The sequence below is a fragment of the Caballeronia sp. SBC1 genome (assembly GCF_011493005.1).
Classification (GTDB): domain Bacteria; phylum Pseudomonadota; class Gammaproteobacteria; order Burkholderiales; family Burkholderiaceae; genus Caballeronia.
In genome coordinates, this window is the sequence record NZ_CP049157.1 from 236808 (window position 1) to 262809 (window position 26002).

Annotated in this window: 25 protein-coding genes; 9 read left to right on the forward strand and 16 right to left on the reverse strand. The window is 59.7% G+C overall.

Annotation, left to right across the window (positions count from 1 at the left end; all coding sequences use genetic code 11):
* Positions 1 to 12 precede the first annotated feature (12 nt).
* Positions 13 to 582: a phasin family protein gene (locus SBC1_RS18965; RefSeq protein WP_165099370.1), complete on the reverse strand. Its 570-nt coding sequence runs from the start codon at positions 580 to 582 to the stop codon at positions 13 to 15.
* A 381-nt stretch (positions 583 to 963) separates the two neighbouring features.
* Between SBC1_RS18965 and SBC1_RS18970 the strand changes: the two genes are divergently transcribed.
* Complete coding sequence (locus SBC1_RS18970) at positions 964 to 1881, forward strand: LysR family transcriptional regulator (RefSeq protein ID WP_165988975.1); 918 nt, start codon at positions 964 to 966, stop codon at positions 1879 to 1881.
* Positions 1882 to 1942: 61 nt separating this feature from the next.
* The gene (locus tag SBC1_RS18975) at positions 1943 to 2623 is read left to right on the forward strand and encodes a queuosine precursor transporter (protein ID WP_165099361.1); all 681 of its coding nucleotides are present in this window, start codon (positions 1943 to 1945) and stop codon (positions 2621 to 2623) included.
* A gap of 6 nt (positions 2624 to 2629) precedes the next feature.
* Here SBC1_RS18975 and SBC1_RS18980 read toward each other — a convergent pair whose 3' ends face one another.
* Positions 2630 to 3541: a LysR family transcriptional regulator gene (locus SBC1_RS18980; RefSeq protein ID WP_165099354.1), complete on the reverse strand. Its 912-nt coding sequence runs from the start codon at positions 3539 to 3541 to the stop codon at positions 2630 to 2632.
* A gap of 383 nt (positions 3542 to 3924) precedes the next feature.
* On the opposite strand from SBC1_RS18980, the gene SBC1_RS18985 reads away from it, so the two are divergent.
* The 6 genes from SBC1_RS18985 to SBC1_RS19010 all read left to right on the forward strand — a co-directional run bounded on the left by SBC1_RS18985 (position 3925) and on the right by SBC1_RS19010 (position 11105).
* Positions 3925 to 4866, forward strand: a complete 942-nt coding sequence (locus SBC1_RS18985) for a LysR family transcriptional regulator (RefSeq protein ID WP_165099338.1) — start codon at positions 3925 to 3927, stop codon at positions 4864 to 4866.
* A gap of 118 nt (positions 4867 to 4984) precedes the next feature.
* Positions 4985 to 6517 carry a GMC family oxidoreductase gene (locus SBC1_RS18990; RefSeq protein ID WP_165099335.1) on the forward strand — a complete coding sequence of 511 codons (1533 nt, stop codon included), beginning with the start codon at positions 4985 to 4987 and terminating at the stop codon, positions 6515 to 6517.
* A gap of 100 nt (positions 6518 to 6617) precedes the next feature.
* The gene (locus tag SBC1_RS18995) at positions 6618 to 7016 is read left to right on the forward strand and encodes an SgcJ/EcaC family oxidoreductase (protein WP_165099332.1); all 399 of its coding nucleotides are present in this window, start codon (positions 6618 to 6620) and stop codon (positions 7014 to 7016) included.
* Positions 7017 to 7075: 59 nt separating this feature from the next.
* Positions 7076 to 8857, forward strand: coding sequence for an FAD-dependent oxidoreductase (locus SBC1_RS19000; protein WP_165099301.1), 1782 nt, complete (start codon positions 7076 to 7078; stop codon positions 8855 to 8857).
* A 128-nt stretch (positions 8858 to 8985) separates the two neighbouring features.
* Positions 8986 to 9510, forward strand: a complete 525-nt coding sequence (locus tag SBC1_RS19005; protein ID WP_165099294.1) for a DUF4440 domain-containing protein — start codon at positions 8986 to 8988, stop codon at positions 9508 to 9510.
* 335 nt (positions 9511 to 9845) lie between these two features.
* A complete protein-coding gene (locus tag SBC1_RS19010; RefSeq protein ID WP_165099290.1) occupies positions 9846 to 11105 on the forward strand; it encodes a hypothetical protein in 1260 nt (419 codons plus the stop codon).
* Positions 11106 to 11181: 76 nt separating this feature from the next.
* Here SBC1_RS19010 and SBC1_RS19015 read toward each other — a convergent pair whose 3' ends face one another.
* The 9 genes from SBC1_RS19015 to SBC1_RS19055 all read right to left on the reverse strand — a co-directional run bounded on the left by SBC1_RS19015 (position 11182) and on the right by SBC1_RS19055 (position 22009).
* Positions 11182 to 12159, reverse strand: a complete 978-nt coding sequence (locus SBC1_RS19015; protein ID WP_165099287.1) for a zinc-binding alcohol dehydrogenase family protein — start codon at positions 12157 to 12159, stop codon at positions 11182 to 11184.
* A 90-nt stretch (positions 12160 to 12249) separates the two neighbouring features.
* Positions 12250 to 12501 carry a hypothetical protein gene (locus tag SBC1_RS19020; RefSeq protein ID WP_165099282.1) on the reverse strand — a complete coding sequence of 84 codons (252 nt, stop codon included), beginning with the start codon at positions 12499 to 12501 and terminating at the stop codon, positions 12250 to 12252.
* Between the two features lie 159 nt (positions 12502 to 12660).
* Positions 12661 to 13653 carry an alpha/beta fold hydrolase gene (locus tag SBC1_RS19025; protein ID WP_165099279.1) on the reverse strand — a complete coding sequence of 331 codons (993 nt, stop codon included), beginning with the start codon at positions 13651 to 13653 and terminating at the stop codon, positions 12661 to 12663.
* A gap of 314 nt (positions 13654 to 13967) precedes the next feature.
* Entirely contained in the window at positions 13968 to 15104 is a 1137-nt protein-coding gene (locus SBC1_RS19030; RefSeq protein WP_165099253.1) for an acyltransferase, read from the reverse strand.
* A 288-nt stretch (positions 15105 to 15392) separates the two neighbouring features.
* Entirely contained in the window at positions 15393 to 16532 is a 1140-nt protein-coding gene (locus SBC1_RS19035; RefSeq protein ID WP_165099250.1) for a porin, read from the reverse strand.
* A 260-nt stretch (positions 16533 to 16792) separates the two neighbouring features.
* The gene (locus tag SBC1_RS19040) at positions 16793 to 18133 is read right to left on the reverse strand and encodes an MFS transporter (RefSeq protein WP_241202276.1); all 1341 of its coding nucleotides are present in this window, start codon (positions 18131 to 18133) and stop codon (positions 16793 to 16795) included.
* Between the two features lie 253 nt (positions 18134 to 18386).
* A complete protein-coding gene (locus tag SBC1_RS19045) occupies positions 18387 to 19838 on the reverse strand; it encodes an aldehyde dehydrogenase (protein WP_165099233.1) in 1452 nt (483 codons plus the stop codon).
* A gap of 52 nt (positions 19839 to 19890) precedes the next feature.
* Positions 19891 to 21510, reverse strand: coding sequence for a benzoylformate decarboxylase (gene mdlC / locus SBC1_RS19050; protein ID WP_165099230.1), 1620 nt, complete (start codon positions 21508 to 21510; stop codon positions 19891 to 19893).
* Positions 21511 to 21766: 256 nt separating this feature from the next.
* Positions 21767 to 22009, reverse strand: coding sequence for a hypothetical protein (locus tag SBC1_RS19055; protein ID WP_165099227.1), 243 nt, complete (start codon positions 22007 to 22009; stop codon positions 21767 to 21769).
* A gap of 123 nt (positions 22010 to 22132) precedes the next feature.
* On the opposite strand from SBC1_RS19055, the gene SBC1_RS19060 reads away from it, so the two are divergent.
* Entirely contained in the window at positions 22133 to 22810 is a 678-nt protein-coding gene (locus tag SBC1_RS19060) for a ferredoxin reductase (protein WP_165099224.1), read from the forward strand.
* Between the two features lie 242 nt (positions 22811 to 23052).
* On the opposite strand, the gene SBC1_RS19065 is transcribed toward SBC1_RS19060, so the two are convergent.
* The 5 genes from SBC1_RS19065 to SBC1_RS19085 all read right to left on the reverse strand — a co-directional run bounded on the left by SBC1_RS19065 (position 23053) and on the right by SBC1_RS19085 (position 25931).
* Positions 23053 to 23238 (reverse strand): 4-oxalocrotonate tautomerase, encoded by a 186-nt coding sequence (locus tag SBC1_RS19065; RefSeq protein ID WP_165099221.1) that lies wholly within the window; start codon positions 23236 to 23238, stop codon positions 23053 to 23055.
* Between the two features lie 133 nt (positions 23239 to 23371).
* Positions 23372 to 24328: an urea transporter gene (locus tag SBC1_RS19070; protein ID WP_165099217.1), complete on the reverse strand. Its 957-nt coding sequence runs from the start codon at positions 24326 to 24328 to the stop codon at positions 23372 to 23374.
* Positions 24312 to 24515: a hypothetical protein gene (locus SBC1_RS19075; RefSeq protein ID WP_206366079.1), complete on the reverse strand. Its 204-nt coding sequence runs from the start codon at positions 24513 to 24515 to the stop codon at positions 24312 to 24314. Before SBC1_RS19075 ends, SBC1_RS19070 begins: the two co-directional genes overlap by 17 nt.
* A gap of 232 nt (positions 24516 to 24747) precedes the next feature.
* Complete coding sequence (locus SBC1_RS19080) at positions 24748 to 25137, reverse strand: nuclear transport factor 2 family protein (RefSeq protein WP_165099203.1); 390 nt, start codon at positions 25135 to 25137, stop codon at positions 24748 to 24750.
* 8 nt (positions 25138 to 25145) lie between these two features.
* Positions 25146 to 25931: an SDR family NAD(P)-dependent oxidoreductase gene (locus SBC1_RS19085; protein WP_165099194.1), complete on the reverse strand. Its 786-nt coding sequence runs from the start codon at positions 25929 to 25931 to the stop codon at positions 25146 to 25148.
* Positions 25932 to 26002: the final 71 nt, after the last annotated feature.

The window sequence follows — 26002 nt, forward strand, 5'->3', positions numbered from 1 at the left end:
GACGATGTTGTGTCAGGCGCCCTTAGCGGCTCGTGACGCTTGTGTGGCGGTGTCCTTCGCGGCCTTCGACGCGGCGCTCGTCGCTGCGTCGAAACTGCTTTCGGCAATTTCGACGGCCTGCTTCGTTGCCTTGTGAACGGTATCGTACGTGGTATTCGCAGCGGTGATAGTCGACTTCAGAAGGGCCACGGCGGTTTCGGCGCCGGCGGGCGCATTCTTTGTGAGATTGTCGATGAAGTTTTGCGTGCTGTGGCTGTATTCCGCAAACTGAGCTTCGGCGACCTTGAGGAATTCCGCCTGAGTGCCCGCCAGGATCTCATGCACGTGGCGGCTGTATGCCTGGGCCTTTTCGGCGACCGGCTGCGCCAGGCCGTTTTGAAGCTTGAGCAGATCTTGCGGGTCTTTTCCGGACAGCGTCTTCTCAGCAGCTTCCTGCGTTTCGGCAAATATCGACTTCGCGGCCTGCAAGTTCAGGATGGTCAGCTTTTCGACGCCCTCGAACACCTTGTTTGTCAGGCTGAAGAAAGTGTCGACATGGCTTTTTTGTGCTGCGGCGAACTGTTCCGGAGAAAACTGGGTCATCTCTATGCTCCTGGGTAGACGGGACGGACACGTGCGGACACTGGCGGCTAATTCGAAAACATGGTGCGGACGTGGTGCGTCGCACCATGAAGCCCATTCTTGGTGCCACGAGCAAGGATGTCAAATGACATATTCGTGATAGCAAATATGTCAGGCGGCCCTGACTGGCAATGGCGAACCGGTACGGGCGCGCCTTCCCATGTCTTCGATCAGCCGACGCGGGTTTACTTCGTCAGACCCATAAGCTATACCAGACAACAACCTTCTCGCGTTTGGCCTGCGCCCGGCCTGCGCCTGACGTGCAGGTTGGAATCATCACAGTGGTCGGCGCAATGTTGCCCTCACTACGGCTGCACAAGGGGCGAACTCCGGCGGGGCGCAATGACGATGAAAGACCTCAACTCCCTGCTGGTTTTTAGTAAGGTCGCCGAGGCCAGCAGCTTCTCAGAGGCAGCGCGGCGTCTGAAGATGCCGATTTCTACTGTCAGTCGCCGCGTCGGTGAGCTCGAAAATCAACTAGGCGTGCGGCTGCTGGATCGGTCGACCCGCCATCTGCGGCTCACTGACCTGGGCGCCGAAGTTTTTGAGCTCGCACGGCATACCGCCGAAGTCAGTGAAGCGGTCGACAACATCATCTCGAACCGGATTTCGGACGTCTCCGGTACGTTGCGTCTTTGTGCACCTCCAAGTATCTCCGACTCGCTGATCGTTCCAGTGGTCAGCGCGTTTCAGGCTGCCTATCCGAACGTCCGGGTGCAGGTATTCGTCACCGAACGTATCGTTGATCAGATAGCAGAAGATGTCGATATCGCGCTCAAGGTCGGCGTCTTCACTGACCCGGCACTCGTCGCGCGCAAGCTGCTGACGTACCGGCATCAGGTCGTGGCGAGCCCGGCGTATCTGGCCACCTGCGAGCCGCCGAAAACGCCGCGGGATTTGCTCGCGCATCGGCTCTTCGCTTTTTCGTTCTGGAGACCGAACTATAGCTGGAGCTTCATTCATTCGAATGGGCGGGACGCCGAGACGCTTTCCTTCCACCCAGCGATCGCCATGAACGATTATGCGGGACTCGTCGTGGCTCTGCTCGAAGGCTGCGGTATAGGAGAGCTGCCCCCTATCGTGCAGCCTGAACTCTTGCACCAGGGATTGCTTGTTGAAGTGATGCCTGAATGGCACCTTCCGGTGTTCGATCTCACCATCGCGCATTTGCGCGACCGATATCTTCCACGGCAGGTGCGTGTCTTCAAGGAGTTTGCCTCTCAAATGGTGCCCAGCCTGTTCGACTCCTTGCCGGTTTGAGCGGACAACCCGCCTGAAGGCATCGTGACCATTCGCGCAGGTGAGAGATGGAGGTATCCGGATGTTGCGCCTTGAACGACCGCCCAGGTATCTCGACCTGCTGCTCGCTCTGAACATTACATGTCTGCTGGTATCGGACTTTACAGGATCGAGGATCATTGCCGCCGGACGCGTGGGCGTCTCGGTCACGGTGCTGTATTTTCCGTTTACCTATCTCATCGGCGACATCCTGACTGAAGTCTACGGCTATGCTCAGGCGCGCCGTGTGATCTGGATATCGATGTTCTGCTCGATTGCGGGATCTGCCATTGCAGGAGGACAACTCTTCGTGCCGGCTGCGGCTTTCTTCGTCCACGATGCCGCATTTCAGACCATATTTTCACCGGGCGTGAAAGTCTCGATTGCCGGACTCGTAGCATTCTTCGCCGGCGATATCTGCAATTCATATGTTCTGGCGAAGATGAAAATCTGGGACAAGGGCAGGCGCCTTTGGTCCCGTTTCGTGTGCTCGACCGTGGCGGGGGAAGGCGTCAACACGGTCCTGTTTTATGGCATCGCCTTGCATAACGTATTGCCCGGCAGCCTGTTACTCCAGGGAATGGCTGCCGGTTGGGCCACGAAGGTGGTCGTCGAAGTCGTCATGCTTCCCGTGACATACCGGGTTGTCAGGTTCCTGAAGACTTCGGAGAACATCGATCACTACGACTACGGCACCGATTTCAATCCATTCTTAATACACTAGGGTCTCTCAGCCCGGCAGGTTGGGAAAGAGCGTTGGCGCCATCTGTGCGGCGAATTCCTTGAAAAACCGGCATGGCTTTGAAACATGCCGGTTCCCCAAATGAACCAGGGAAAGATTGAAGGTGCGAAAGTGCCAGTCGGGCATGACCTCGACAAGCCGGCCCTCGCAGATGAGATGCGGCTGTATTACCGGTGGAAGTTCGCCGATACCTCTGCCCATCAGCAACGCAGGCGCGAGGCCGGCGAAATCGTTCATCGCAAGAGACGGCTGAAATGTGAGCGTCTCCTTGTCTCTGCCATTTTTATGAACAAAGGTCCAGGTGCTATCCGGCTTCCAGTGAGAAAAGGACAGGAGCCGGTGATCGAGCAGATCCTGAGGCGACCTCGGCGGCTTGCAACCCTTGAGATACGCGGGGCTCGCCACGAGCTGGTGGCGGTAAGTCAAAATCCGCCTCGCGACCAACGACGAGTCGCGCAAGGCACCCAGCCTGAACACCAGATCCACCCCGTCGGCAATATGCTCGACGAAGCGCTCTGTGACGAGGATCTGGATGCGCAGATTGGGATACTGCCTTTGAAAGGCGATCACAAGCGGTGTCAGCAAGGTGTCGGAAAGGCTCGGCGGAGCGGAAAGCCGCAAGGTACCGGATATATCGGAAAGGCGGCTTGAAACAACGCTTTCGATCGCGTCTCTGAGCTGGGTGCCGCGCAGGGCGTGTTCGAACACTTCGCGCCCCAGGTCGGTTAGCCGCAGGTTGCGCGTCGAGCGTTCGAGCAACCGCGCCCCGAGCTGATCCTCCAGTTCGGCTATGCGGCGGCTGACTGTGGAGACCGGCATGTTGAGGCGGCGTGCCGCCTCCGAGAAGCTGTTCGCTTCAACGACCTTTGCGAATACCGCCAGCGAGTTGAGATCCGCCATTGCTTTTCCAAATATGGAAAGCTCAATTTGCGCCCTGCTTTTGTGCGCTCATTTCTGAGCCTATTTTGCAACAGCCCCCGCTGCCGCACAAGGAGGCGCGCGCTCCCGGCTACGGGTGGGCGCCGGGAACGCCCCGCGCGCCGCTGCGATCTTTCCAGAAATGGAAATCTGATTCCCGCTCTGTCGTCTAACTGGGCAATGCCGGGTGAGATACCCTTCCGTAACAGACAGTCGCTGTCGCAACAGCGCATCTGCGCTCGTCCGACCGATTTTGGCAGACGCATCGGTTGTCTGGCGCGGCCGTTGGCAGCAGCGTGAACGCGAACGGACAGGAAACCAGGCTCGAATTCGACGGGGTTGCATACGGTACGTGAGGATTCCGTATGAACAAGTTCTCGGACATGAGCACGTTCGTGACCGTCGTGGAAGCGGCAAGCTTTTCCGAGGCGGCGCGGCGCCTTGGCACGACCAAGTCGATCGTCAGCGAACGCATGCAGCAGTTGGAAAAGCGGCTGGGATGCGCATTGCTCGAACGTGGCCGGCCGCTGCGTATGACGCAGGCCGGAATCGTGTTCTACGAAAGCGCTTCGCGCGTTCTGGACGACGTGGAGCGCGCCGAGGAATCAGTGCAGGAGGCTCAGTCGAGTCTTCGCGGCATGTTCCGGCTCGCGGTCCCCATGGCCTTCATGACACGCCATCTCGGCCCGATACTCTCGAAGTTCGCCGCGCTACATCCAGATCTGTGTCTGGACGTGGAAGCTCAGGACCGGGTGGTCAGCCTGCAGGATGGTCAGTACGACATGGCGATCCGCATGGGGGAGCTGTCCGACTCGAGCCTGGTGGGGCGGACGATAACCGCGAACCGTCACCTGATCTGTGCGAGTCCGGCCTACCTCGGGCAGCGCGGTACACCGGCCCATCCCTGCGACCTGGTGCACCACGATGGTCTCATCTACTACAACCGTGAACCGAACGGCATGTGGAGCCTGCCATTCGAGGGCAAGCGCCAGTCGTTCCGCATCACTACACGCATGCGCACGGATTCCGGCCACCTGCTGCTCGAGGGCGCGCGCGCGGGACTGGGTCTGGCGATTCTACCGACCTTTCTTGCTGCCGAACCTATGCTGGCCGGCGAACTCGTACCCGTTTTGCAAGCCTATTCGCCTTCCGGCGGACAGATATCGGCGGTCTATCGTAAGACCGTTCGCACTCCACCCAAGATCCACGCGCTGATCGAGTTCCTCGCCGAAGAGGTTGGCCACCCTGCGCATTGGGACGCCGATCTGGTAGCCGCAGGGCTGATCAGCGTTTCTCTTGCGGCCTGAGCGCCGCGCAAGGGCGTTCGAACAAATCGAACCCTGAGTTCGACATCCGCTACCTGTTCGGCGACGCGAGCCGTGACTATTGTTCTAGGCATGCAGAGATCCTGAACGGAGAAACGTGATGGAACAGCGAAACACAGCCACCTCGAAGTTGGCGCAGCGGGTTGTGGACGTTCTGATCGTGGGGGGCGGTTCGGCGGGAGCAGTCATGGCTTCGCGCCTCAGCGAAAGAATACGGCGCAATGTTCTGCTGCTTGAAGCAGGACGCGCCTATCCAGCGTGGGCTTATCCTCCCGTCATTGCCAGCAGCGACACCGTTGGAGGCGACTCCGAGCACGATTGGGGGTTTCGCAGCGAGGCAGGTTATGTCCCTCACACCATCAACGCAATCCGCGGCAAGGTGCTGGGCGGCAGCTCCGCTGTCAACGGTGCGGTAGCGATCCGCGCAAGGCCTCAGGACTTCAGGAACTGGGGGCTGCCGGGCTGGAGCTACGAGGACATGCTCGCGTCCTTCAAGCGGTTGGAGCGTCGCGACAACGGGTGTGCTGCGCTGCACGGGTACGACGGCCCCTTGCCCGTGCGCCAGTTGACCCGGGACGAGACAACGCCGATGCAACAGGCGTTCATCAATGCGGTGCTGGAGAACGGCTTTCGGTTGATCGATGACTTCGACGCTCCAGACGCGAATGGCGTCGGTCCGTATTCGATGAATATCGTGAACGGCGTGAGAGTGAACACCGGCATGGCGTACCTCAACGACCGTGCGCGCTCCCGCGATAATCTTCATATTCGAGCGGGCGTGGTGGTCGACAAGGTGCTGTTCGACGGCACGCGCGCAATCGGTGTACAGCTTGCCGACGGCGAGCAACTCCACGCACACGAAGTCATTCTGAGCGCGGGCACCTACGGAAGCGCTTCGATCCTGCTGCGCTCGGGTGTCGGTCCCGGCGCGGACCTCAGGACGCTATCCATTCCTGAGGTTATCAATCTGCCGGTTGGGCGGCGGCTCAAGGATCACCCGTTCTATTACAACGCCTATGCCGCACGCCCCGAGCGGGTCGGTCGGCAGTCGCCCGTGATCGGCGCGAAGCTCTGGACCCACAGCTCGACGGCGCGCAACGGCGACATGGACCTTCACATCACGGCAACGCATCTGTTCCCGCACGACCAGAGTCCGACCGGCGTGGGGTTCGTGCTCGCCGTGGCCCTGACCCGGCCCGAATCGACTGGCACCCTGCGTCTCGCCAGCCGCGATCCGCTAATGGCGCCTCGAATTGATCTGAACTTCCTCGCGGCTCCGGGAGACCGGGCGCGTCTGCTCGAGGGTGTGAAGCTGGCGCGCCGAATTGGCCGGACCGCCCCCCTGTCGACGTTGATCGATTCTGAACTCTCGCCCGGTCCGGCGGCGGTGAGTGACGAACAGATCATAGATTCGATCAGGTTGACACTCGACACTTATCACCACCCGACCTCGACAGCGCCAATGGGCCTCGCCGAAGACCCGGCCGCCGTGGTCGACCCGGAAGGCCGCGTGCATGGACTGGAAGGATTGCGCGTGGTGGATGCTTCGATTTTCCCGGATGCCATCTCCGCCGCCACCAACATCACGACGATCGCGACGGCCGAACACATAGCCGAACGTTACTACGATTGAGGAGTGCGGCGATGCGCAAACCCGCTATTGATCAAGATGCAGGTGATTAGGAATACGATTTAATTAATACTACGTATTTTCGTTCAAAAGGAGAAGCGAGATGAATGCAGATGAAAAAGCCATTGCGGACGTGTTGAATCAATACGAGGCCGCACTGAATGCGTCCAGTACCAGCGCGGTGATGCCGCTGTATGCCGAAGACGGCGTGTTCATGCCGCAGAACTTCCAGTCGAGCATCGGCGTCGAGGCGATCAGAAGCGCGTATGACACCGTCTTCGACGCAATCCAGTTGACTGTGAAGTTCGCGGTGCAGGAAATCCGGCAGATCTCGCCTGACTGGGTGATGGCGCGAACCAATTCCGCGGGGTCGGTGAAGGTGCATGCGACGGGTGAGAGAAAGGCGGAAGCCAATCAGGAACTGTTCCTGTTCCAGAAGGTGGCAGGGACGTGGAAGATCGCGCGTTACGCGTTTTCGACCACCTATCCCGCTGCGGAGTGAGGCGCGTGATGAACGGTTTTTACAGATGGGACGCGCCGTTGAACTAGAGGTAGGTGATCATGGATACGTTACTGGAACGAGGTACCCCAACCACGTCGATCGTTCAGGGAGCATATGCCGCGTTTGTCAAGCAAGACCAAGACGAACTGGCGACCCTCCCCGATCCTCCGAGTTGCCGCGACCGTCAACTGCATCCCGTCCTGTCCGACGCGGACATTCGCAAGATGCACAAGTACGGCAGCGTCTGCACCTATCGTGCTGGACAGCAGATGATGGAAATCGGCAAGCCGGTTCCCGCGATGTTTGTTCTTCTCGCTGGACGTGCCCGCGTTTCGCGGCGCGACGGACTGGGCCGCGCGCGCGTGCTGGTCGAGCAGGAGCCCGCCCACACAGTGGGCGAAATCGGACAACTGTCAGGACGTCCGTCGCTTGTTGACGTGCACGCTATCGACGACGTCGAGGCCATCCTGATCCCTCCAGAACGGCTCCGGAAACTGCTGATCGCGGAGGCTGAACTGGGCGAGCGTCTGATGCGCTCGATGATTCTGCGTCGCGTGAGGTTGATCGAGGGCGGTAGCGGACCTGTCATCGTCGGCAGACCCGACGAAGCTCGCGTCGTCGCACTTCAGGAGTTTCTCGCCAGCAACTCGCATCCGCATACGGTGATCGACGCGTTCGGCGATCCCGACGGCGCGGCATGGCTGCGACGCGTAACGAAGTCCGAAGAGGACTTGCCGCTCGTCATTTGCCCGGACGGCTCGGTGCTTCGCGCGCCTAGCGAGGCCGAACTCGCATCGCAGCTGGGCTGGCTCGCGCATTTCGATGCCGAGCGCGTGTATGACGTTGCCGTGATAGGAGCTGGCCCGTCGGGGCTGGCCGCGGCCGTGTATGCGGCATCCGAAGGGCTGTCAGTCGCGGTGTTCGACGCGCGCGCACCTGGCGGCCAAGCCGGTGCAAGCATGCGGATAGAAAACTATCTCGGCTTCCCGACCGGCATCACGGGCCAGGCGCTTGCTGCACGGGCGTTCGTACAGGCGCAGAAATTCGGCGCGCAGATCGTGGTTCCCGCGCGTATCAGCTCGCTCGATTGCCATTGTTCGCCGATTGAGCTCGAACTGGACAACGACCGGCTCGTCAAGTGCCACACCGTCGTGATCGCCACCGGCGCGGCGTATCGACGGCCGCGGATCGACGGTCTTGACGGTTTCGAAGGTCGCGGGACGTACTACTGGGCCTCTCCCGTCGAAGCCGAAATCTGCAAGGGCAAGGAAGTGGTGCTGGTCGGTGGAGGCAATTCGGCTGGCCAGGCGATCGTGTATCTGGCATCACGCGTCGCGCACGTGCACGTGCTGGTTCGAGGCAGCGATCTGGACGCCAGCATGTCGCGCTATCTGATCGATCGGATCGGTGCCCTGTCGAACGTCACGCTGCACATGCAGACCCAGGTCGTCGGCATCGAGCATGAGCGTGGGTCGATCACTGCGGTGCGCAGCCGGAGGCCGGAGGGCGAGGACGTTTTGAAGACGTCGCATCTGTTCTTCTTCACCGGCGCGACGCCCAACACAGGTTGGCTCGGCAACGGTGAGGTCATGACGGACGAAAAGGGTTTCGTGCTGACGGGTCCCGCGCTTAGAGCGCGAACCGGACTTGTCCGGGCGTCGCTCGAAACGAGCGTGCCGGGGGTGTTCGCGATTGGCGACGTGCGGTCCGGTTCGATCAAGCGGGTTGCGGCCGCTGCCGGGGAAGGCGCAGCTGTCGTCGCCAATGTTCACGAATTTCTGGCCGCGACGCGAGATAGAGCTCGCGACCTGCATGGACATGCAAGCATGCGAACGCACTGATTTCCGGACCACTGCTGGCGGCGAGGTGGACTGCGCCGAAGGCGGTGGGTACATGCCGGCTGGTTTTTTTTCACACTGAAATACGTCTTGTCTCAAGACATGCTCGACTTAGCAACCGGAGGATTCAAATGAAACAAGGTGCCCTTATTGCCTACATTGCAACAGTGATGTTCGCTGCACTGTTGGCGCTTGTTTCTTCAGTGCCTTTAGCCGCGGCTGAAGAGGACAACCTTCCGTATTCGTCCGATGTGTCTGTACGCGCCGAGCAGCAGGCTGTGTATGGCGTGGTCAACCGTTATCAGGAGGCGCTCAATGCGAAGGACACCGGCGCGATTGTCAGGCTATTCGCCGACGACAGCGTCGCCGAGTGGAACAACAAGCGAACGTATGCGACGCATGAGCAGAAAGTAGCGGGCTATGACGCGCTCTTCAAGATTGCCAATTTCACCACCCACTTCGACTACGATGCGATCAACGTATATGGCGATACGGCTGTCGTGCGTACACACCATCACGTCGGAGCGGCGGTCATCGAGAAGGGCAAGAAAGTGACGGACTTCAACCGCGAAGTCTTCGTGCTGCGGAAAATCGACGGCACATGGAAGATCGTTTTGTATACGTTCAACACCGACCCAAAGCAGGGGGAAGGCTAGCGAGCGCGGCTTCGCGGCTTCCCTTCCCTGATCGCTCGCCGGCGCGGCCGGTTAGCTGAGCGAGCCAGACCTGTTGACGAGCGAGGAGACGATGATCGAGCGGACCGCGTCGTCGCGGACCCGGACGCCGATCTGATCCAGGATCAGATCGGCGTCTTCAAGAGACTCGGCGGAGGTTGGCGTTGACGCCGAAAATCGCGGCAAGCCAAATCTGGACCGCTTGATGTTTCGGATACCGGGAGTGCGTCGCGTTCGCACGCGGCGTTGGAGCGGGATGTAAACGGCGCGGCGCCGAACGTTGTCGCCGCCGCCATCGAATCGGAGGAATGGAAGTCATGGACTCGAACCGTCGTGTGGTATCGACCACTAACGAACTCGTCGATGCGCTCGCCAGCGCAACCGTGCGCCACATCCTGATTGACGCGGACCTCGCCGATGTTCCGACGCTCAACCTGTTGCCGGGCCAACGCATCGCGGGTGTCAAAACACCGGTCACCGTGCGTTTTGCGAACGGGCAGGATGGCCTGATGCTCTCGCGCGACAACGAGGTTGACAGCCTGCAGCTGATCACGGATCCGGAACGCCGTGCGATCTTCAATCGCACCGATACTGACAGCCTCGGCCGCATTGTTCTAGGCAATCTCGGCATTACGGGCGTCGTGCAGATCCTCGCGCGCGACAAGGTTCGCGAGGGACATGTGGAGGCCCACGGTATCGACATCGTAGCGGCAGATGCACGTCATTTCGAAGACCGGCCGCAAGGATATGGTGTCGGCGTCATGCAAGGCGCGTTCACTCTCTGGAACCAGCAAACGAATCCGGCCCTCGCGCTCACCGCGGATCTCACCGGCCTGTCCGCCGGGCGCCCAGGCGCGCCGGTGCGCGGCAGCGGCATCTTCGTCGGCGGTGCCGGCGATGTAGGCGGCCGGGTCGTCGTGACGCGTCTCGAGACGGGTGCCGTGTACAGCGACGGCGGCATCGCGCGCGGCACGCCCGATCGCATTTCCGGCGGCGTCTTCACCGTGTACGGCGCGGTAGTGGACTGCGTGCGCAACACCGGCCCGGTGACCACCTATGGCCCGAATGACATGGTGCTGGACAACTGGGGCCTCGTCGATCTCTGGGTCGCGGAAGACCGGATTACGTCATACGGACCAAGTGGGATCGGCTTCGTCAATTTCGGTGTCCTGAACCACCTCGACATCAAGGCGCCGATCGAAACATTTGGGCAGGGCGCGCGCGGCTTCAACGTCTACAGCGGCACCGTGCGCCTCGCCGAGTTCGAGCGCGTCGTCACGCATGCGGACGGCGCGGTCGGCATCCAGATCAGCCAGCCGGTCGGACGCATTGTCGTGCGCCGCGGTGTCGAGACGTATGGTGCTGCGGGCGATTCGCTCGTCAAAGGCGTTGTGATGAAGCTGGCCGCGAGTGCGTTGAGCATCAAGCCAGGGGCGTCGGTGCGCGCGGTCGAAATCGACGGTGGCCTGCTGACGCACGGTCAGGGTGTTGCGCCGCTCGAAATGCACGGTGCGATCGACTCACTGCGAATTTCGGGTCATGCTGCGCCGCTCGGCGGGGGCTTCGAGACGATCTAGCCGCTCGCAGTTTCTGGCCTGTCGCGGTGCCCGAGGATGTCGGAAAAGACGCCACGTTTAGCCCCCGTGCTCACCGCTAGGTGAGCACGACGATCTTCCCGGCCGCACGGTTCTCCTCCATGCAGCGGTGCGCTTCGACAATCTCGTCAAGCTTGAAGATCTTGCCCGGATTGATGCGCAAGGTGCCGGCTTCGACCAGTTGGGTGAGCTCTGCAAGCGGCATCATCATGAACTCGCTCGTGCCGCCGTCATAGGTGGTGAGACTGACCGTGCTTGGGATCACCTCCATCGGGCTGAACTCGGAGAACGACCAGGCGTTGCCCACCATGCCGGTCATGCACACAATGCCGCGTGGTCGCGCGCAACGCAGCGAGTCCGCAAGCGTCGATGTGCCAACCAGTTCCAGCACCTTGTCGACGCCGCCTGACGAGACTTCGCGGACCTGTTCCGCGATGGCGCCGATATCGATCACGACCTGGTCCGCGCCGTTTTCCCGCAGCAGGTCGCTGCGCGCCGGGTTGCGCGTGGTCGCTATGACGACTGCGCCATGATGCTTCGCGATCGCGGCCGCCGCGAGTCCTACCGAGGTCGTGCCGCCGCGAATCAGCAGACGCTCGCCTTCAGTGAGCCGCAGCGCTCTCACGAGCGATCCCCATGCGGTTTGCAGCATTTCCGGCATCGCCCCAAGTGTTTCCCATGGCAGCGACGATTTGAACGGCTGCACCTGGCTGGCCGGCACGCAGGTGTACTCGGCATAGCTGCCATCAAACTGCCGTCCCATGCCGCCCATCACCGTTGCGACAGCATCGCCCGGCCGAAATTCGCCACCGGGTGCGGCCTCGACGATGCCGACCGCTTCGATGCCAAGGATGCGGGGAAATTTCACGCCGGGTGAGAGCCCCTGGCGCGTGAATAGCTCGGAGCGGTTCAGTCCGAACGCTCTCACGCGGATCAGCACGTCGCCGCTGCGTGGCGTTGGCACCGGGCGGGTTTCGAGCTTCAATACTTCAGGGCCGCCCGCTTCGTAGATTACTGCTGCTTTCATGTTGGTCATCGTCAGCTCCTCTGACATCCGCTGCGCCGGGGCAAGTGGCCGCCGGCCGAGAACGTCTATCGACGCACTCCGGCGGCCTCCGGAGGCCGCCTAAGGCGGACAGTCCTCCCCTACCCATTTGGCAAACAGATCGATTCGGGATTGAACCCAGGGGCCTTCTCCCTTAGGCGGTGGGGGCGGCATGACAGCGCCACCAATGCCGCGAATCCGGTCGAAGATCTCAGTGGCATGGGTCTTGACGTCGTCATAACTTGCCAGGTTGAACGCCTTGCTCATTGCCTGAATATCACGCTGCGTGAAAAGCGGTCGGATATCGGTCTCGAAGCTGGTCAGCTTGCTCATTGCGCCTCCTCGCTCGACCCGGGATCGCCAGTCAGAGCACCTCGAAGATATTGTAGATCGGCCCGTCCGCGGGTCGAGCGCCCTTCAGTCAAACCGGGTGCAGGCTTCGCCTGGCTAAGGGCTTATCGATTGATTGCAGGGCGAAGCTTGTCTCTTTGCTCAAAGAAAGGCCTTGAGAGCGTTTGCAAGCGCCTCGGGCTGTTCCTCTGGAACAAAGTGGCCACAGTCTGGGATCACTACGGAGACGACGTTCTCGAAATAAGGGCTCAGCGAATCCCCCATATTCGGAATTGAATGCGCGCCGCCAACTGCCAACAGAGGAATATCGAGCTTGCTCCTGAACCGCTTCTTATTGAAATCCATGTCTTCGACAATTCGCCTACAGTAGTCGAAAGCAGCATCCATCCTTCCCTCTCGCGCATATGCCCGCACGTAGGCGGCAACATCGGCCGGCGGGATCGCGCCGGGCTTATAAACCTTGTTCTTGAACCACCATCCGACATAGAGGTCTTCTTTGCCGTTAGTGAGTTCGACGGGCAGGTCAGGAAGCATCTGGAAAATGAAATTCCACTTTCTCTTGTAGTCGGACAGTTGGATATCGTCCAATAACGTGACGCCGGGAATTCCTGCATCGATCAGCGTGAGAGACTTAAAATCCTGTTTGAAGAGAAGCGCCCAGCTATACGCCACCCATGCGCCGAAATCGTGAGCCACGACGTGCAGCGGAGCGCCCAGCGTGGCGACAAATTCGTGAAAGACTCTCGCGACATTCTCAGTTGTCGCAGGCGCTGAAAGCAGCCCGGAGTCGCCGAAACCCGGTAGGTCCGCGGGCACGCTTTGAAACTGGCCAGAAAGGAACGGAATTAACCTGTTCCAGGAAACGCGCGTCTGCGGAAACCCTGAAATCATCAGGATTTTGTCGCCGTTTCCGATTCGACTGTACGCGATTTTCTTTGCTTCGACTCTCGCATCCACGGATGCCGGATTTGGATCGCTTGCCTCGGTCGCGCCGCCGGTCAAGCCAAGTTCCGCGCCCGCGCTCGACACACCGGCTGGCCCAATACCGTACTCCGGAAATGTGTGCCGATACAGCGATTCGTTGGCGTCGCCTTCAACCTCGATCTGTTCGGCATCACGACCAGGATGCACCATCCGCGCCTCCTATTGATATCCGGAATATCTCAAGCCTTCATCGAGTATCTTAGGTGGCGCGAATGGCCCAGCAAAGTCGGCACGTCGAGAAACAGATTTCCAATAATGGAAACAACATTGAGCTAACCGAGCCTATAAAAATGTATCGGCGATGTGTTTTTACGACCCACCCGCTGCGACCCGCAGGCGTGACAGAAACCGATCCGTAACCCTGCCTGCTGACGAGGCGTTCAGCGCGCCTCCTGATCCGCAGCAATCGGACTTCTGATCTTCATCGCGCTCGGAGTCGGACCTTGAGCTCGCCGCGCTGGCACCTAGTGCGCGTGCTCAGGTTGCCGAATCGGACGCGGTGAGCGCGAGGTCTTATACGCTTTGCGAAGGTACGCACACAAGGGCTTTTCGATGGACAGGAAGCTGAAGATCGACACGGCCGTTAGCACGAGCAAAAATCCCACGAATGGCGCAGGAGCAGTAGCAACGCTCGGGAACAGCATCTTTGCATACTTGAAAAGCGGCACATGGAGGATGTAGAACGCGAAACTCGACTCCCCAAGCAGGACCATGGGCTTGCTCCCCAACCAGCCGCTAAGCAGCCCTTTCGCGCGTGCCAGACAGTATAAAAGCAGGAAAAAGGCGGGGAACAGCAACGCCTTGGCCAACACGTGATTGGCAAGCACGATGACCGCGACTGCTGCAGCCAAAGCCGCGAAAGCGGCCACGTCGAAGATAAATGCCTTAGCCATGCCCTGACTTAAATAAAGACGCGCCATGCATATCCCGGCAATAAACTCGCCTATACGAAGCACCGGCATGAAGTTGACCAGTTCTCGCAGCCAATACGCCTGTCCCAATGAAGATGGCAGGAACGAAAGCATCAACGTGGGGAGAACGGAAAATAACCAGCACGCGCCGATCAAACTCAACAGCACGCCAACGCTGCGATTTTTCAGGAACGCAAACAGGAAGGGAAACGACGCGTAGAAGACCGCTTCCGCGGACAGCGACCATCCGGGCGTATTCCAGGCGTTCGCGGTGGCCGGCGTCCAGGCTTGCAATAGCGTCAGGGAAATCACACCGTAAAACGCAAGCCGCGCATAGAGACCGGCCGAGTGACCGTGCAAGGCGGCAAGATTCGAATAGACGAGCGGCGCGAATACGATCCAGCCCAACAAATAGATCGGGTAGATTTTGGCGAACCGGGAAAAATAGAACTGTCGTACGGCAAGCGCCTCTGCCCCGCTCATTTCCGGATGAGTGTAGGTGAGGATGAACCCGGAAAGAACGAAGAATAATTCGACGGGGTCACCCGAATTCTCATAGAAATAAAATGGCGAAATCCCTAACGACGCGGCGACATCTGGCGACAGGTGATAGAGCGCAACGCTCAACGCTGCCAGGAAGCGAACGCCGGTTAACGCGGGAATGACTGGCCTTCTTGCAACTGTTGTCATCGTTCATTGGGTTCGCCGCGTGCCCCAGCGCGCCTGGCGGCCTTATGGTGCACGTTAAAAAAATGGAAAATTAATGCGGAATCGCGGATTTTCGGGAAAATAAAGCGTTCTCCTTGATAGCTCGTGTTGTGTCGGAGCATCGCGATTAGCGCTCGTTTAAAGAGCGCCAGTGATTGACCCGCCGCCAGGACGCAGTGTCTTTATCATCAGACCGCTTACCCGCTCAGACGTCGAGCGGGTACTTAGCAAGATTTAATGAGCAAGATGAGCGCGCGAGATCTCGGGCAGCTAGAAACTGTGCCGCAATCCGGCCATTACGCCGAGTTGCCCAGCACCTGCGGCGGGCGTGGTGCCGCCGCCACCCTGACTCACCGTGTAGGCGGCTTTCGCGCTGTTCGCCAGATACGCGCCCTGTAAATACACAGCCGTACTCTTCGACAAGAAATAGGTCGTGCGCAGCACCTCGATCGTCCCGCGAGTGTCGTCCTGCCGGTTGACGATCCGGTAGATACCACCATCCACCAGGAACGCAGGCGTAACCGGATACGCGGCCGTCAGATAGAACTGATCCGACCTCACGTTGGGCGTGGCGGCCGAAACGGTCTCCACCCTTCGCCCAAGCCACCCACCCCCGATCTTCAGTTTTCCGATCGCTCCGTAGCCGTTCAACTGCATGCGGATATCTTTATCGCCCGGGTTGGTCAACGCGAACGTAGGCGTACCGTCGAACAGGTTCGCCGATGCACCGGGGCCGCCGCGTTGTTCGTCGTAGGCTGCGGCAGCGCCGAAACCGCTCCAGTCATAACGCAGCATGGCCGACCACTCGCGGCAGGTTTGTGGGCTGCCCGGCACCGCGCCGACACACGTGCCCTGCCCCGGTGAATTTCCGGTACCGGCTGAATCACGTCCAAAGGAATAGGTTGCACCCGCGGTCAGGCCGCCGAAAGTTCCCTTGTACACAACTGTGTTGTCGCTACGCGCGCTGGGCAAATACTGATCGAAGGAACCCGTGCCGCCATAGATGTCCGGGCCGAGCAGATCAGCGTCAAGGATTGCCCAGTACGTCATGGTGTACTGGCGCCCGAACGTCAGGCTGCCATACGGTCCCGTCAAACCGACCAACGCTTGCCGGCCGAAAAGGCGGCCACCCTGGTTCAGCGTCCCAGCTTTGGTATTGAAACCGCTTTCCAACGTGAAGATGGTCGACCAGCCGCCGCCAAGATCCTCAGTGCCCCGTATGCCCCATCGCGATGGCAGTTCACCAGTCACGCCCGGCATCCGTACCACGCTGTTGCCCGATGCATCGGCATGCGTTACAAACTCAACGCCCGTGTCGATAATCCCGTAAAGCGTCACATTGCTTTGCGCAAACGACGGCACCGCGTTGATCGCGAGCAGCGCACCCAATAATGCTGTTTTGTATTTCATGGTCTCCGAGTCCCCTGACCTGCGCTTTGGAATGCAGGTTGAAAATTTCTTGTTCCGACGATAGTCAAGCGTGTTGCGCACTCAACCCTCCTGGTCTCAATCGTCCTGCTTTTAACTTAACGCTTGTTATTTGATAGGTATCCTTATTTATTGGCACTTTGATCAACCCAAATCCTGCCGGTCGACCTGCGCCGGTTCTGTTAGGTCAGAGGGGACCGCTCGCCCCCACCAGAAGGTTCAATGCAAGTATGTCCAGCGGTCTACCGGATCGCACTGGGTATGTGCCGCCGCACGAGCGCAAGCGCGATCATCACCACCGTCATTGCCGCGCCCAACATCACCAGGTACGAAGACGCGCCACCCGCGGTAATGACCGCGGCACCGGCGAACGCGCTGACAATCGCGCCTATCCGCCCGAATGCGAGCGCCGACGCCGTTCCGGTCGCACGCACTCCCGTCGGGTAGACGTAGGCACAAAGCGCATACATGGTGGACTGCACTGCATTGACGAACAGGCCGTGTGTGAAAAGTCCGAACATCAGCACGCTCACGTGCCGGGAAACATCGACTGTCAGCAGTAGCCACGCGCTGGCAGCGGCGCCTGAACAACAAATGAGCAACGGCCAGCGAGAACCGAATCGCGCGATGGTGACCGCACATGCCAACGCCCCGATTGCACCGCCCAGGTTGTAGGCCGTCAGCCCGTAGCCGGCAAACTGCACCGACAAACCCTCGTTGGCCAACATGGTCGGCAACCAGCTGAACGCGGCGTAGACAGCCAGTAAACACATGAAGAACGCGCACCAGATCGCCACGGTGTCCAACGCGCGGCCGTCCTTGAAAAGCGCGGTGAATCCCACGTGCTTCTCTGAATCTCGCTCGCGCATATCTGTGAAGCTTGCATCTTTGGCGACCGGGCGCGACATGCGGCCCAGCAGCGTCACCAATTCGGCCCAGCGGTGCGGACGACGCGACAGAAAGCGTGGAGACTCAGGCAGCGCGAACAGCAGTAACACTGCCAGCACCAGCGGCAACACACCGCCGATCAGAAACAACGCGCGCCAGCCATAAGCCGGCAAGATCACGCTGGCAAACAGTCCCGCCACCATGCCACCCAGAGGCACGCAAAGGATCGTGACCGTGACCGCTATGGTGCGCAAGCGCGCGGGCGTATATTCCGCGGTCAATGTGGTGGAGGTCGGCAACGCCCCGCCTATTCCCAGTCCAGCGACGAACCGCAGTGCGGCAATCACCGCAAGGTTCGGGGCAATGCTGATCGCGCAGGTCGCCACGCCAAACACCAGCACACTACCGATCACGGCCCAGCGCCGGCCGAAACGATCGGCGAATAAACCCGCGCAGGCGCTGCCTATTCCCATGCCAATCAGTCCTGCCGCAACCACCGGGGCAAATGCGTTGCGGGCGATACCCCACTCCTTGATCAGCATGGGGATGGCGAAGCCGATCAACTGGCTGTCGAAACCATCGACAATGATCGAAAGCGCTGCCAGCAGGACAATGAGCTTCTGGAAGGTAGTGAATGGGCCGTCGTCGAGCACGCTCCCAATGTCCACTGTCTTGCTCGTGTCCTGCAGTTCCATCTCCTGATCATGTTTCGTCTGCGCAGACCCTTTGAACACAGCGGGAGGGACGTAGCTTGGCATATGACTGTCTCCTGGTTGTTGCGCGGGTTCTCACCGCATATCTTTATTTTCTTGAGCGAATTATTTGAGCGAGTGTCACTCGTTTACTCGCATGGCATCCAATACCGCTTTCCGATCGATTATTTTTAGGATCGCTTACTACTTTTACTGCTCAGATGCACGCGTCTGAGCGCGCCCTAATGTCTCCCCATCAGAACGGATATTGACGCGGCGCGGTCTGCACGGTGATCCAGCGTAGATCCGTGAATTCCGCGATGCCTGCCTTGCCGCCAAAGTGGCCGAATCCGCTGCCCTTGACACCGCCAAAAGGCATCTGCGCCTCGTCGTGTACCGTCGGACCATTGATGTGACAGATGCCCGACTCAATGCGCCTGGCAACATTCATCGCGCGCGCGATGTCCCGGCTGAACACCGCTGAAGACAAACCGAATTCGTTGTCGTTAGCGCAAGCGATAGCCTCTTCGTCACCGTCCACGCGGACGATTCCTTTGACCGGTCCAAACGATTCGTCGTGGTAGATCCGCATGTCGGCGCTGACGTGGTCCAACAGCGTGGCCGGCATTAGCGTGTTGTCGGCCTTGCCGCCGCATAACAGCGTCGCGCCTTTCGCGAGGGCATCATCGATCAATGCATTGCATCGCGCGACAGTACTCATGTCCACAACCGAGCCGAGCACGACCGCTCCTTTGCGCGGATCGCCCAGCGGCAATTCGACGGCCCGGGCAACGAGCCTTCTTACGAACGCGTCGGCCACCTTGCGATCCACCACTATGCGTTCAGTCGACATGCAAATTTGCCCCGAGTTGGCGAACGCACCGAACACTGCTGCATCGACTGCGGCGTCAAGATCGGCGTCGTCCAGCACAAGCAGCGGCGCCTTGCCACCCAGCTCCAGCACCGCCGGCTTGAGGTATTTCGCGCAGCTTGCAGCAATGACCTTGCCGACGCGGGTCGAACCCGTAAAGTTGACGCGCCGCACCTTGGGATGAGCAATCATCGCTTCAACGATCAGGCCGGCATCCGCTGGTGCGTTCGTCACGAAGTTCACTACCCCCGCAGGCAACCCAGCCTCCTGCAACGCATCGATGATCAGGCCGTGCGTTGCCGGACATATCTCGGACCCTTTGAGGACGACCGTGTTGCCGCACGCGAGCGGCAGCGCGATAGCACGAACCGCAAGAATCACGGGTGCGTTCCACGGCGCGATCCCGAGCACGACACCCGCCGGTTGCCGCACACCCATTGCCACGCTGCCAGGTACATCGGATGGAATGACTTCGCCAGCGATCTGCGTGGTGAGCGCCGCGGCCTCCATCAATCCGGACGCCGCCAGATGCACATTGAACCCGGCCCAAATAGCCGACGCCCCGGTTTCCGCCGCCATGGCGGACACAAAGGCGGCGTGCTTTTCTTCGAGGACCTGCGCGGCACGCATCAACAGCGCGCGTCGCTCGCCTGGTCCTGTAGCGGACCACGCAGGGAACGCGGTGGCTGCGGCATCGACCGCGGCGAGCGCGTCAGCCACCGATGCAGCCGGTGCGCGCGTGGCGACCTCGCCGTCCAGTGGATTCCTGCGCTCGAAGATCGCGCCGTTGGCGGCTCGTACAGGCTCGCCGTTGATCAACATGGCAATGGTTTTCATCGTTTGTCTCCTGATGATTTTTATGTGAGCAGTAGTCAATTTGCGACGCGCGCTAAGCCACAATGGTTTCCACCAGCATCGGTCCGGCACTGTGCAAAGCTTCGTTCAATACGTCCCTCAAGCGGGCGGCCTCCCTGACCGCAACACCGCGACATCCCATGCCGGCAGCAAGCGTCACGAAATCCAGACCCGGAAGGTCGGTTCCCTGCACCGGATCGCTCGGTGCGAAACCAAACACCGGTGCAAAATCCTGCAACGCCGCGTATCGTGAATTATTCAGGATGACGAATGTAATAGGCAGGTTGAGCTGCACTGCGCTCCATATAGCCTGAATCGAATACATGCTGGAACCGTCGCCAATCAGCGCGATTACCTGGGTGCCTGGCTTGGCGAGCGCGACGCCCACTGCTGCGGGCATGCCGTATCCAAGGCCGCCGCTTTCCATGGTCAGGAAGGTGCCGCTACGGGTGAACGGCAGATATTCCTGCATGACCGGCCGCGCACTCGGTGCTTCTTCAACCACGACATAGGCCGGGTTGCGTACTTCGGCAAGCGTTTGCAGCACGAATGCCACCGACATCAGCGGTGAAGCCTCCGCGCGCGGAGGCGCACGGCGAGCCGCTGGCAGCGGACGCGTCCTGGGTGCGGGCCGTGTCAGCAAGTCCGTGACGCCCAGCCGGATGTTCCCGACCGTCGCGGTGCCGGTTGGGGTCCAGGCTGCCACGCCGGGGTCATCGACAAGCTGGAATAGTTGCGCGCCCGGGGGAACGTGTGGACCGCCGCCTTCCACGTGGTAAGTGAACGCGGGAGCACCGAGTACGCAGATGAGATCATGGCCGCCCAGTATCTCGACGATCTTCTCGCGCATGGCAGGAAGGAAACCGGCGAACAGCCGATGATCCTCAGGAAAGCTGCATCTTCCCGACATGGGAGCCACGAAAACGCGTGCCTGATGACGCTCTGCGAGGCGCACGACTTCGTCCACCGCGCCCGCGCGATCCACGCCGCCACCGACGACAAACGCAGGCCGCGCGCATTGATCGAGCGCGTCGCCCATGCGCGCCAGCATGACCGGATCGGGCCGTGTCACCGTGCTGACCTCGCTCACCGGCACATAGTCCGCCGGTTGATCCCAATCGTCAGCAGGAATAGAGACGAACACGGGCCCCCGCGGCTCCTGCATGGCTATGTGATAAGCGCGCGCGATTGCCAGCGGCACGTCGGCAGCCCGCGCCGGTTCAATACTCCATTTCACGTAAGGCTTGGGCAACTCGGTTGCCTGCGTCGATGCCAGGAAAGGGTCGAATGGAAGGATTGAACGGGCCTGTTGTCCGGCCGTCACGACAATCGGCGACCGGTTACGAAATGCGGTGAAAATATTGCCCATCGCGTTACCGACACCCGCTGCCGAATGCAGGTTCACCAGCGAGGCGTTACCCGTTGCCTGCGCATAACCGTCGGCCATGCCGACCACAACGGCCTCTTGAAGCCCAAGTATGTAGCGGAAATCGGCGGGAAAATCGCGAAACATCGGCAACTCTGTTGACCCCGGATTCGCGAATACCGACGTCATTCCCACCCGTCGCATGAAATCGATCACGGCGTCGCGGACCGTAATGCGCGCGGGTTGATTGCGGCCTGAAATAGCCTGCTGCGGGGTGCTGCCTGTCATGCAATTGCCTCCTGAAAATCCAGCGAGTGAGCGCTTTATCCGTTACATGATTATCCAAACCCCCGTACATCATGAATATTGCCTTTTTAAGAGAAAGTCATTACGTTTGCGCATGACTCTGAACCCTGGTTTACCATGACGGTGGTTCCCTATCACATTGATTTGCGCGCCGCCTTAGTGCGGCGTGAAGGTGCCAAGCCCCTTGTTCCAACTTTCCCGGCACGCCTCAGTTGATCTTGAACCGACGCAGCGTTTCCTACTCGAACAGGCCTGCAAAACAGGCTTGCAAAAGCGCTACCCCCGCCAACGAATTGACGGTCCATTTCGAAGTGCGCTCCTTAAGGCACTCCAGGCTCACAAGCAAGACGGCATTTCTGTATACCTGCAATTCGTCGCGACCACATCCCTGAGCGTTATAAACCGCTACATTTTGAGGAACACTGCGATCGCTAATGAGTGTCTTCAGGTCGCTATTTAAAGTGGTGCCAACGATATTCACGTTCGCTCCTATCCGGCCCCGGAAGCGAGCTTTGCGCTGAGTTATCTTTAGATATTCTTTAGATCGGAATGTAATGAACTTCTTAATTCTTGATCTCTGACATTAACCGATTAGGATGACGAAATGGATACGTTTGGTGTTGTTGTTCGGAGGAAATGGGCCGTAACGCAGGACGTTATCGGCCTGGAACTAGTCGCTGAGACCCGCGCCAAACTCCCGGCATTCACGGCGGGTGCGTACATTGATGTGCACATCCCTCAGCCTGAGGATGCTCAAAGCGTCGTTCGCCAGTATTCGCTCTGCAACGCTCCAACGGACAGGGATGCCTACGTATTGGGAATCAAGGAAGATAGCCGATCCCGGGGAGGGTCAGCCACGATTCATCGAGACGTTCTTGAAGGGGACAAACTTTTCATAGGGCCGCCTCGTAACAATTTTCAATTGTCTGACTCTTCGCAGAAGGCGCTCCTGTTCGCTGCAGGTATTGGAATCACGCCGTTGCTCGCGATGGCTCAAGAGCTGGCATTTAATCAGCGCCCGTTCGACTTGCATTATTTCGCGCGATCGACGGAGTGTGCTGCGTTTCAGGATCGCTTGAGCACCATGGAACATAGCGGACACGTCCACTATCACTATGGGCTCACGCCTGAGGCAACTGAACGTGCGGTGGGCTATGCCGTCGAGGCGGCACCATCCAATACCCACGCCTACTGTTGCGGACCGACGGCTTTTATGGACGTTGTCGTCGCTCACGCTCGACAATGGATATACCCTGACAACATCCATTTGGAGTATTTCTAGCCGGCCCCGCCAACTTCGCGTCTACTTGACGTTCGGAATTCGTTGCCCAAGAAGCGGCGCTTCTGAATGATTTCTTTCGCCGAAAAATCACCCTTGCCGAATATGGCTAGCGGAGATCGTCAACATTGATCCACCAGGTGGCAAGTGAAGTTGGCAGGGCAACGGATTTATCGAGCCACTTAGGCCCGCAACACTTGCCGCGATAAAAAAGGCACGCCTTGACTATCGTGGTTGATCCACCCCTACTCGTTCGACCACAGCTTGCCGGCCGTGGCCCAGTTTTCCCGCTTAACTTCGGTCAAGATGATATCGACCGCGTCCGGCGCGCAGCCTAGCGATTCGCAAGTCGCGCGCGTGATGGCCTCGACGAACTTGCTCTTTTGTTCGGACGTCCTGCCCTCGAATAACTGAATATTGAAAGTCGGCATAGTGGGTTCCTGTTAAATTCAAGAGTGGATGGAAGAGAACGCGCAAAGATCGTCACGCGCGGTTCGACAAATCAATTCGATGAAGCCTACGCAGGAGCGCTGGGTCCAGACGGCGCGATGCGCGCGATCAGTTTTATGGGTGAGCCACATCGGACTCTCCACTATTGACGCGGGCATTGAAGCGCTGCTCAAGCAACTGCACCGCCCACGAAGCCAGTACGAAAGGGGCGGTCATCGCGGGTATCCCAACTGCTGTCGCAGCGAGCTCGATTAGCAAGGTCAAAACAATGGCTGAAATCGGCGCTTTGACACCGAACCGGCACGTCGCAAGCGCCGCTAGTGCTGGATTGAAGCCGCATGCACCGCTCTGCAGCACGCCGGCAGACGTGCCGAAAACCGTAAATAGCGCAAGTCCGAGTGCGCTACCACCAAGTGCCCATGCAGCACGCGATGGCCTCGCCACCAGGAGGCCGACGAGAATCAAAGCTCCCGCAGCAGGCCCCGCAGCAAAAGCGATCGGTGCCAGGCCCGCGACAATACCTTCGAGGCACGGCCGAAAGAATGCAGGGGCCACGCTAAAAATCAAATGAACACCGCTGTCCGCGCTTGCCGGGGCAGCAACGCTCACTGCCGCAGTTGCGGAGGATGGGTCGGCGAATAAAGGTAGCCAAGCCCATGTCACAAGCACCGCGGGACTCGAATAGGCCGCCAGATTCCAACGGTTGAGCGCCCGGGTGAGCATGTCCGACAAACCGGTGGCTAACACCGCCGCGAGGATTGCGACGGCACTCGCGCGCGAATTGTCATGGATGAACGTAAACGCAGCGAGTGCCGCGAGCCCTCCATTAAAGCCATGCAAGTCGTTGCGCGTTGCCGGCGAACTATGGTCATCGAAGATGTGCGCGAGCACATTGCCCGTCAGCGTGCCTACTAACAATGCGCATGCAAGGCGCGGGCTGAAGCACAACAAAGCGAGGACGATGATCCCGCCTGTCGCGGCGTTTCTCTGCAGCACGATTTGGCCCATGCTTCGGGCGAAACTGCGAATCTGCATCGTAGCTTCGGTATCGACTCTAATTGCAATTGGCATTGTGAGCGCAGACAGCTTGACACCCGCGGCGCTCGTGAGCCCGACGCAGATCTTCGATGGCGAACAGCGCTGTGCCGCCAGGCGTTGGCAGGAACTGAATGCACACGTTGACCGCCTTGAACTTGACGATGCGCGTGATGGCTGCGTCGCTGACTTCGCGAATCGCGTTGCGGTAGTAGAAGCGCATGGGCTGCCTCATGTCTCGGTGCTCGCGTTGGTTTGCGCTGCTGCTTTTCGGGTCGTTGTGACGTCGTCCCATGGCTTTCGCGCGCCGGTCGGAACAATGCCACTGTGACGGATCGAAACGTATCACCGTCAATATTTCCAGCCCATAGCGACGAAGGCATGCCCGATATATCATTGCGGCGATAAGTCACGCTTCGTTTTGGTGGCCATGCGCATCGGGCCGCCGCGCCTGATCAGCTCGCGTTGTCGTGCACGTGATAATCGTCGGCGCCCCAATACGCACGCATCCGCTTGATCTTGCCGGCGGCGTCGAAATCCATGACGTCTGTAACATCGATATGGGCCGCCTGCCCTTGCGCGACGATGTGCACGCGAAAACTGATCGACGCGCTGTTGCCGTGCGAGCCGCGCGGCGGCGCCAGTAGTTCGAGACGTGCGCCCACCGACGTCGCAAAGCTATAAAACGCCTCGATCTCGCTCTTACCCTCTTTCCTCGGCGTGCCAACCGGATCTTCGACGCTCGCGTTGTCGGCGAACAGCGCAACGACGCGGGATGCGTCCGCTGCGTTGAAGGCGTCGATATAGTCGAGCAGGCTCGCTTTCATGTTCTGACTGGTGTTCATGGTGTCTCCTAGCGCGCGGTATAACCGCCATCGATCACCAGTTCCGTGCCGGTCACATAACGTCCGGCCGGCGACACCAGATACAGGATGCCTGCTGCGATATCCTGCGGATCGCCGATCGTGGCAAGTGGCACGAGCGTCTTCATATGCGCAAAGATCTGTTCCGGGTCGCCCAGCTTCGCAAAGGCATCTTCGAGCAGCGGCGTACGGATGAAGCCCGGGTGCACGGAGTTGGCGCGGATATTCTGTGTCGCGTACAACATCGCTTCAGTCTTGGCCATCAGGCGCACTGCGCCTTTCGATGCGTGATACGCCGGCACGTCCGGGCCACCGACCAGCCCGTACATTGACGACAGATTCACGATCGAACCGCCGCCCGCCGCGATCAATTGCGGAATCGCGTACTTCGTGCACAGGAACACGCCTGTCACGTTGACGTCGATGACTTTCTGCCATTGCTGCAGCGTCATTTCATGCGTCGGCAGGTTCACGCCTTCGATGCCGGCGTTGTTCACCAGCACGTCGAGCCGCCCAAAGCGCGCGCCGATCTCGCCAAACACGCGCTGCACGTCGTCTTCCTGCGTGACATCCAGCTTCCAGAAAGCGGCGTTGCCACCCTCCTCGTTGATCTGCGCGACGAGCTGCTCGCCGCTTTCCGTGAGAATGTCGAGCACTGCGATCGCCGATCCGGCCGCCGCAAGCGTGCGCGCCGTCTGTGCGCCGATGCCACGTGCGCCGCCCGTGATCGCGCTCACCTTGCCGCTTAGGTCAAACAGGTGTTGGGGAAATGTCATGCCGTCTGCGTGATGATTGTTTTCAACTGAGCTTCAGATACTACATACCGCGAATTGCAAACCGAAGCGTG

Coding starts and splice junctions, on each gene's coding strand:
- SBC1_RS19020 (WP_165099282.1), bottom strand. CDS start 12,501: ATGAGCAAGCTGACCAGCTTCGAGACCGATATCCGACCGCTTTTCACG.
- SBC1_RS19075 (WP_206366079.1), bottom strand. CDS start 24,515: ATGCGCTTCTACTACCGCAACGCGATTCGCGAAGTCAGCGACGCAGCC.
- SBC1_RS19065 (WP_165099221.1), bottom strand. CDS start 23,238: ATGCCGACTTTCAATATTCAGTTATTCGAGGGCAGGACGTCCGAACAA.
- mdlC (WP_165099230.1), bottom strand. CDS start 21,510: ATGACAGGCAGCACCCCGCAGCAGGCTATTTCAGGCCGCAATCAACCC.
- SBC1_RS19045 (WP_165099233.1), bottom strand. CDS start 19,838: ATGAAAACCATTGCCATGTTGATCAACGGCGAGCCTGTACGAGCCGCC.
- SBC1_RS19030 (WP_165099253.1), bottom strand. CDS start 15,104: ATGACAACAGTTGCAAGAAGGCCAGTCATTCCCGCGTTAACCGGCGTT.
- SBC1_RS18990 (WP_165099335.1), top strand. CDS start 4,985: ATGGAACAGCGAAACACAGCCACCTCGAAGTTGGCGCAGCGGGTTGTG.
- SBC1_RS19010 (WP_165099290.1), top strand. CDS start 9,846: ATGGACTCGAACCGTCGTGTGGTATCGACCACTAACGAACTCGTCGAT.
- SBC1_RS19015 (WP_165099287.1), bottom strand. CDS start 12,159: ATGACCAACATGAAAGCAGCAGTAATCTACGAAGCGGGCGGCCCTGAA.
- SBC1_RS18965 (WP_165099370.1), bottom strand. CDS start 582: ATGACCCAGTTTTCTCCGGAACAGTTCGCCGCAGCACAAAAAAGCCAT.
- SBC1_RS19025 (WP_165099279.1), bottom strand. CDS start 13,653: ATGGTGCATCCTGGTCGTGATGCCGAACAGATCGAGGTTGAAGGCGAC.
- SBC1_RS18985 (WP_165099338.1), top strand. CDS start 3,925: ATGAACAAGTTCTCGGACATGAGCACGTTCGTGACCGTCGTGGAAGCG.
- SBC1_RS18980 (WP_165099354.1), bottom strand. CDS start 3,541: ATGGCGGATCTCAACTCGCTGGCGGTATTCGCAAAGGTCGTTGAAGCG.
- SBC1_RS18975 (WP_165099361.1), top strand. CDS start 1,943: ATGTTGCGCCTTGAACGACCGCCCAGGTATCTCGACCTGCTGCTCGCT.
- SBC1_RS19000 (WP_165099301.1), top strand. CDS start 7,076: ATGGATACGTTACTGGAACGAGGTACCCCAACCACGTCGATCGTTCAG.
- SBC1_RS19040 (WP_241202276.1), bottom strand. CDS start 18,133: ATGGAACTGCAGGACACGAGCAAGACAGTGGACATTGGGAGCGTGCTC.
- SBC1_RS19005 (WP_165099294.1), top strand. CDS start 8,986: ATGAAACAAGGTGCCCTTATTGCCTACATTGCAACAGTGATGTTCGCT.
- SBC1_RS19035 (WP_165099250.1), bottom strand. CDS start 16,532: ATGAAATACAAAACAGCATTATTGGGTGCGCTGCTCGCGATCAACGCG.
- SBC1_RS18970 (WP_165988975.1), top strand. CDS start 964: ATGACGATGAAAGACCTCAACTCCCTGCTGGTTTTTAGTAAGGTCGCC.
- SBC1_RS18995 (WP_165099332.1), top strand. CDS start 6,618: ATGAATGCAGATGAAAAAGCCATTGCGGACGTGTTGAATCAATACGAG.
- SBC1_RS19085 (WP_165099194.1), bottom strand. CDS start 25,931: ATGACATTTCCCCAACACCTGTTTGACCTAAGCGGCAAGGTGAGCGCG.
- SBC1_RS19070 (WP_165099217.1), bottom strand. CDS start 24,328: ATGCCAATTGCAATTAGAGTCGATACCGAAGCTACGATGCAGATTCGC.
- SBC1_RS19060 (WP_165099224.1), top strand. CDS start 22,133: ATGGATACGTTTGGTGTTGTTGTTCGGAGGAAATGGGCCGTAACGCAG.
- SBC1_RS19080 (WP_165099203.1), bottom strand. CDS start 25,137: ATGAACACCAGTCAGAACATGAAAGCGAGCCTGCTCGACTATATCGAC.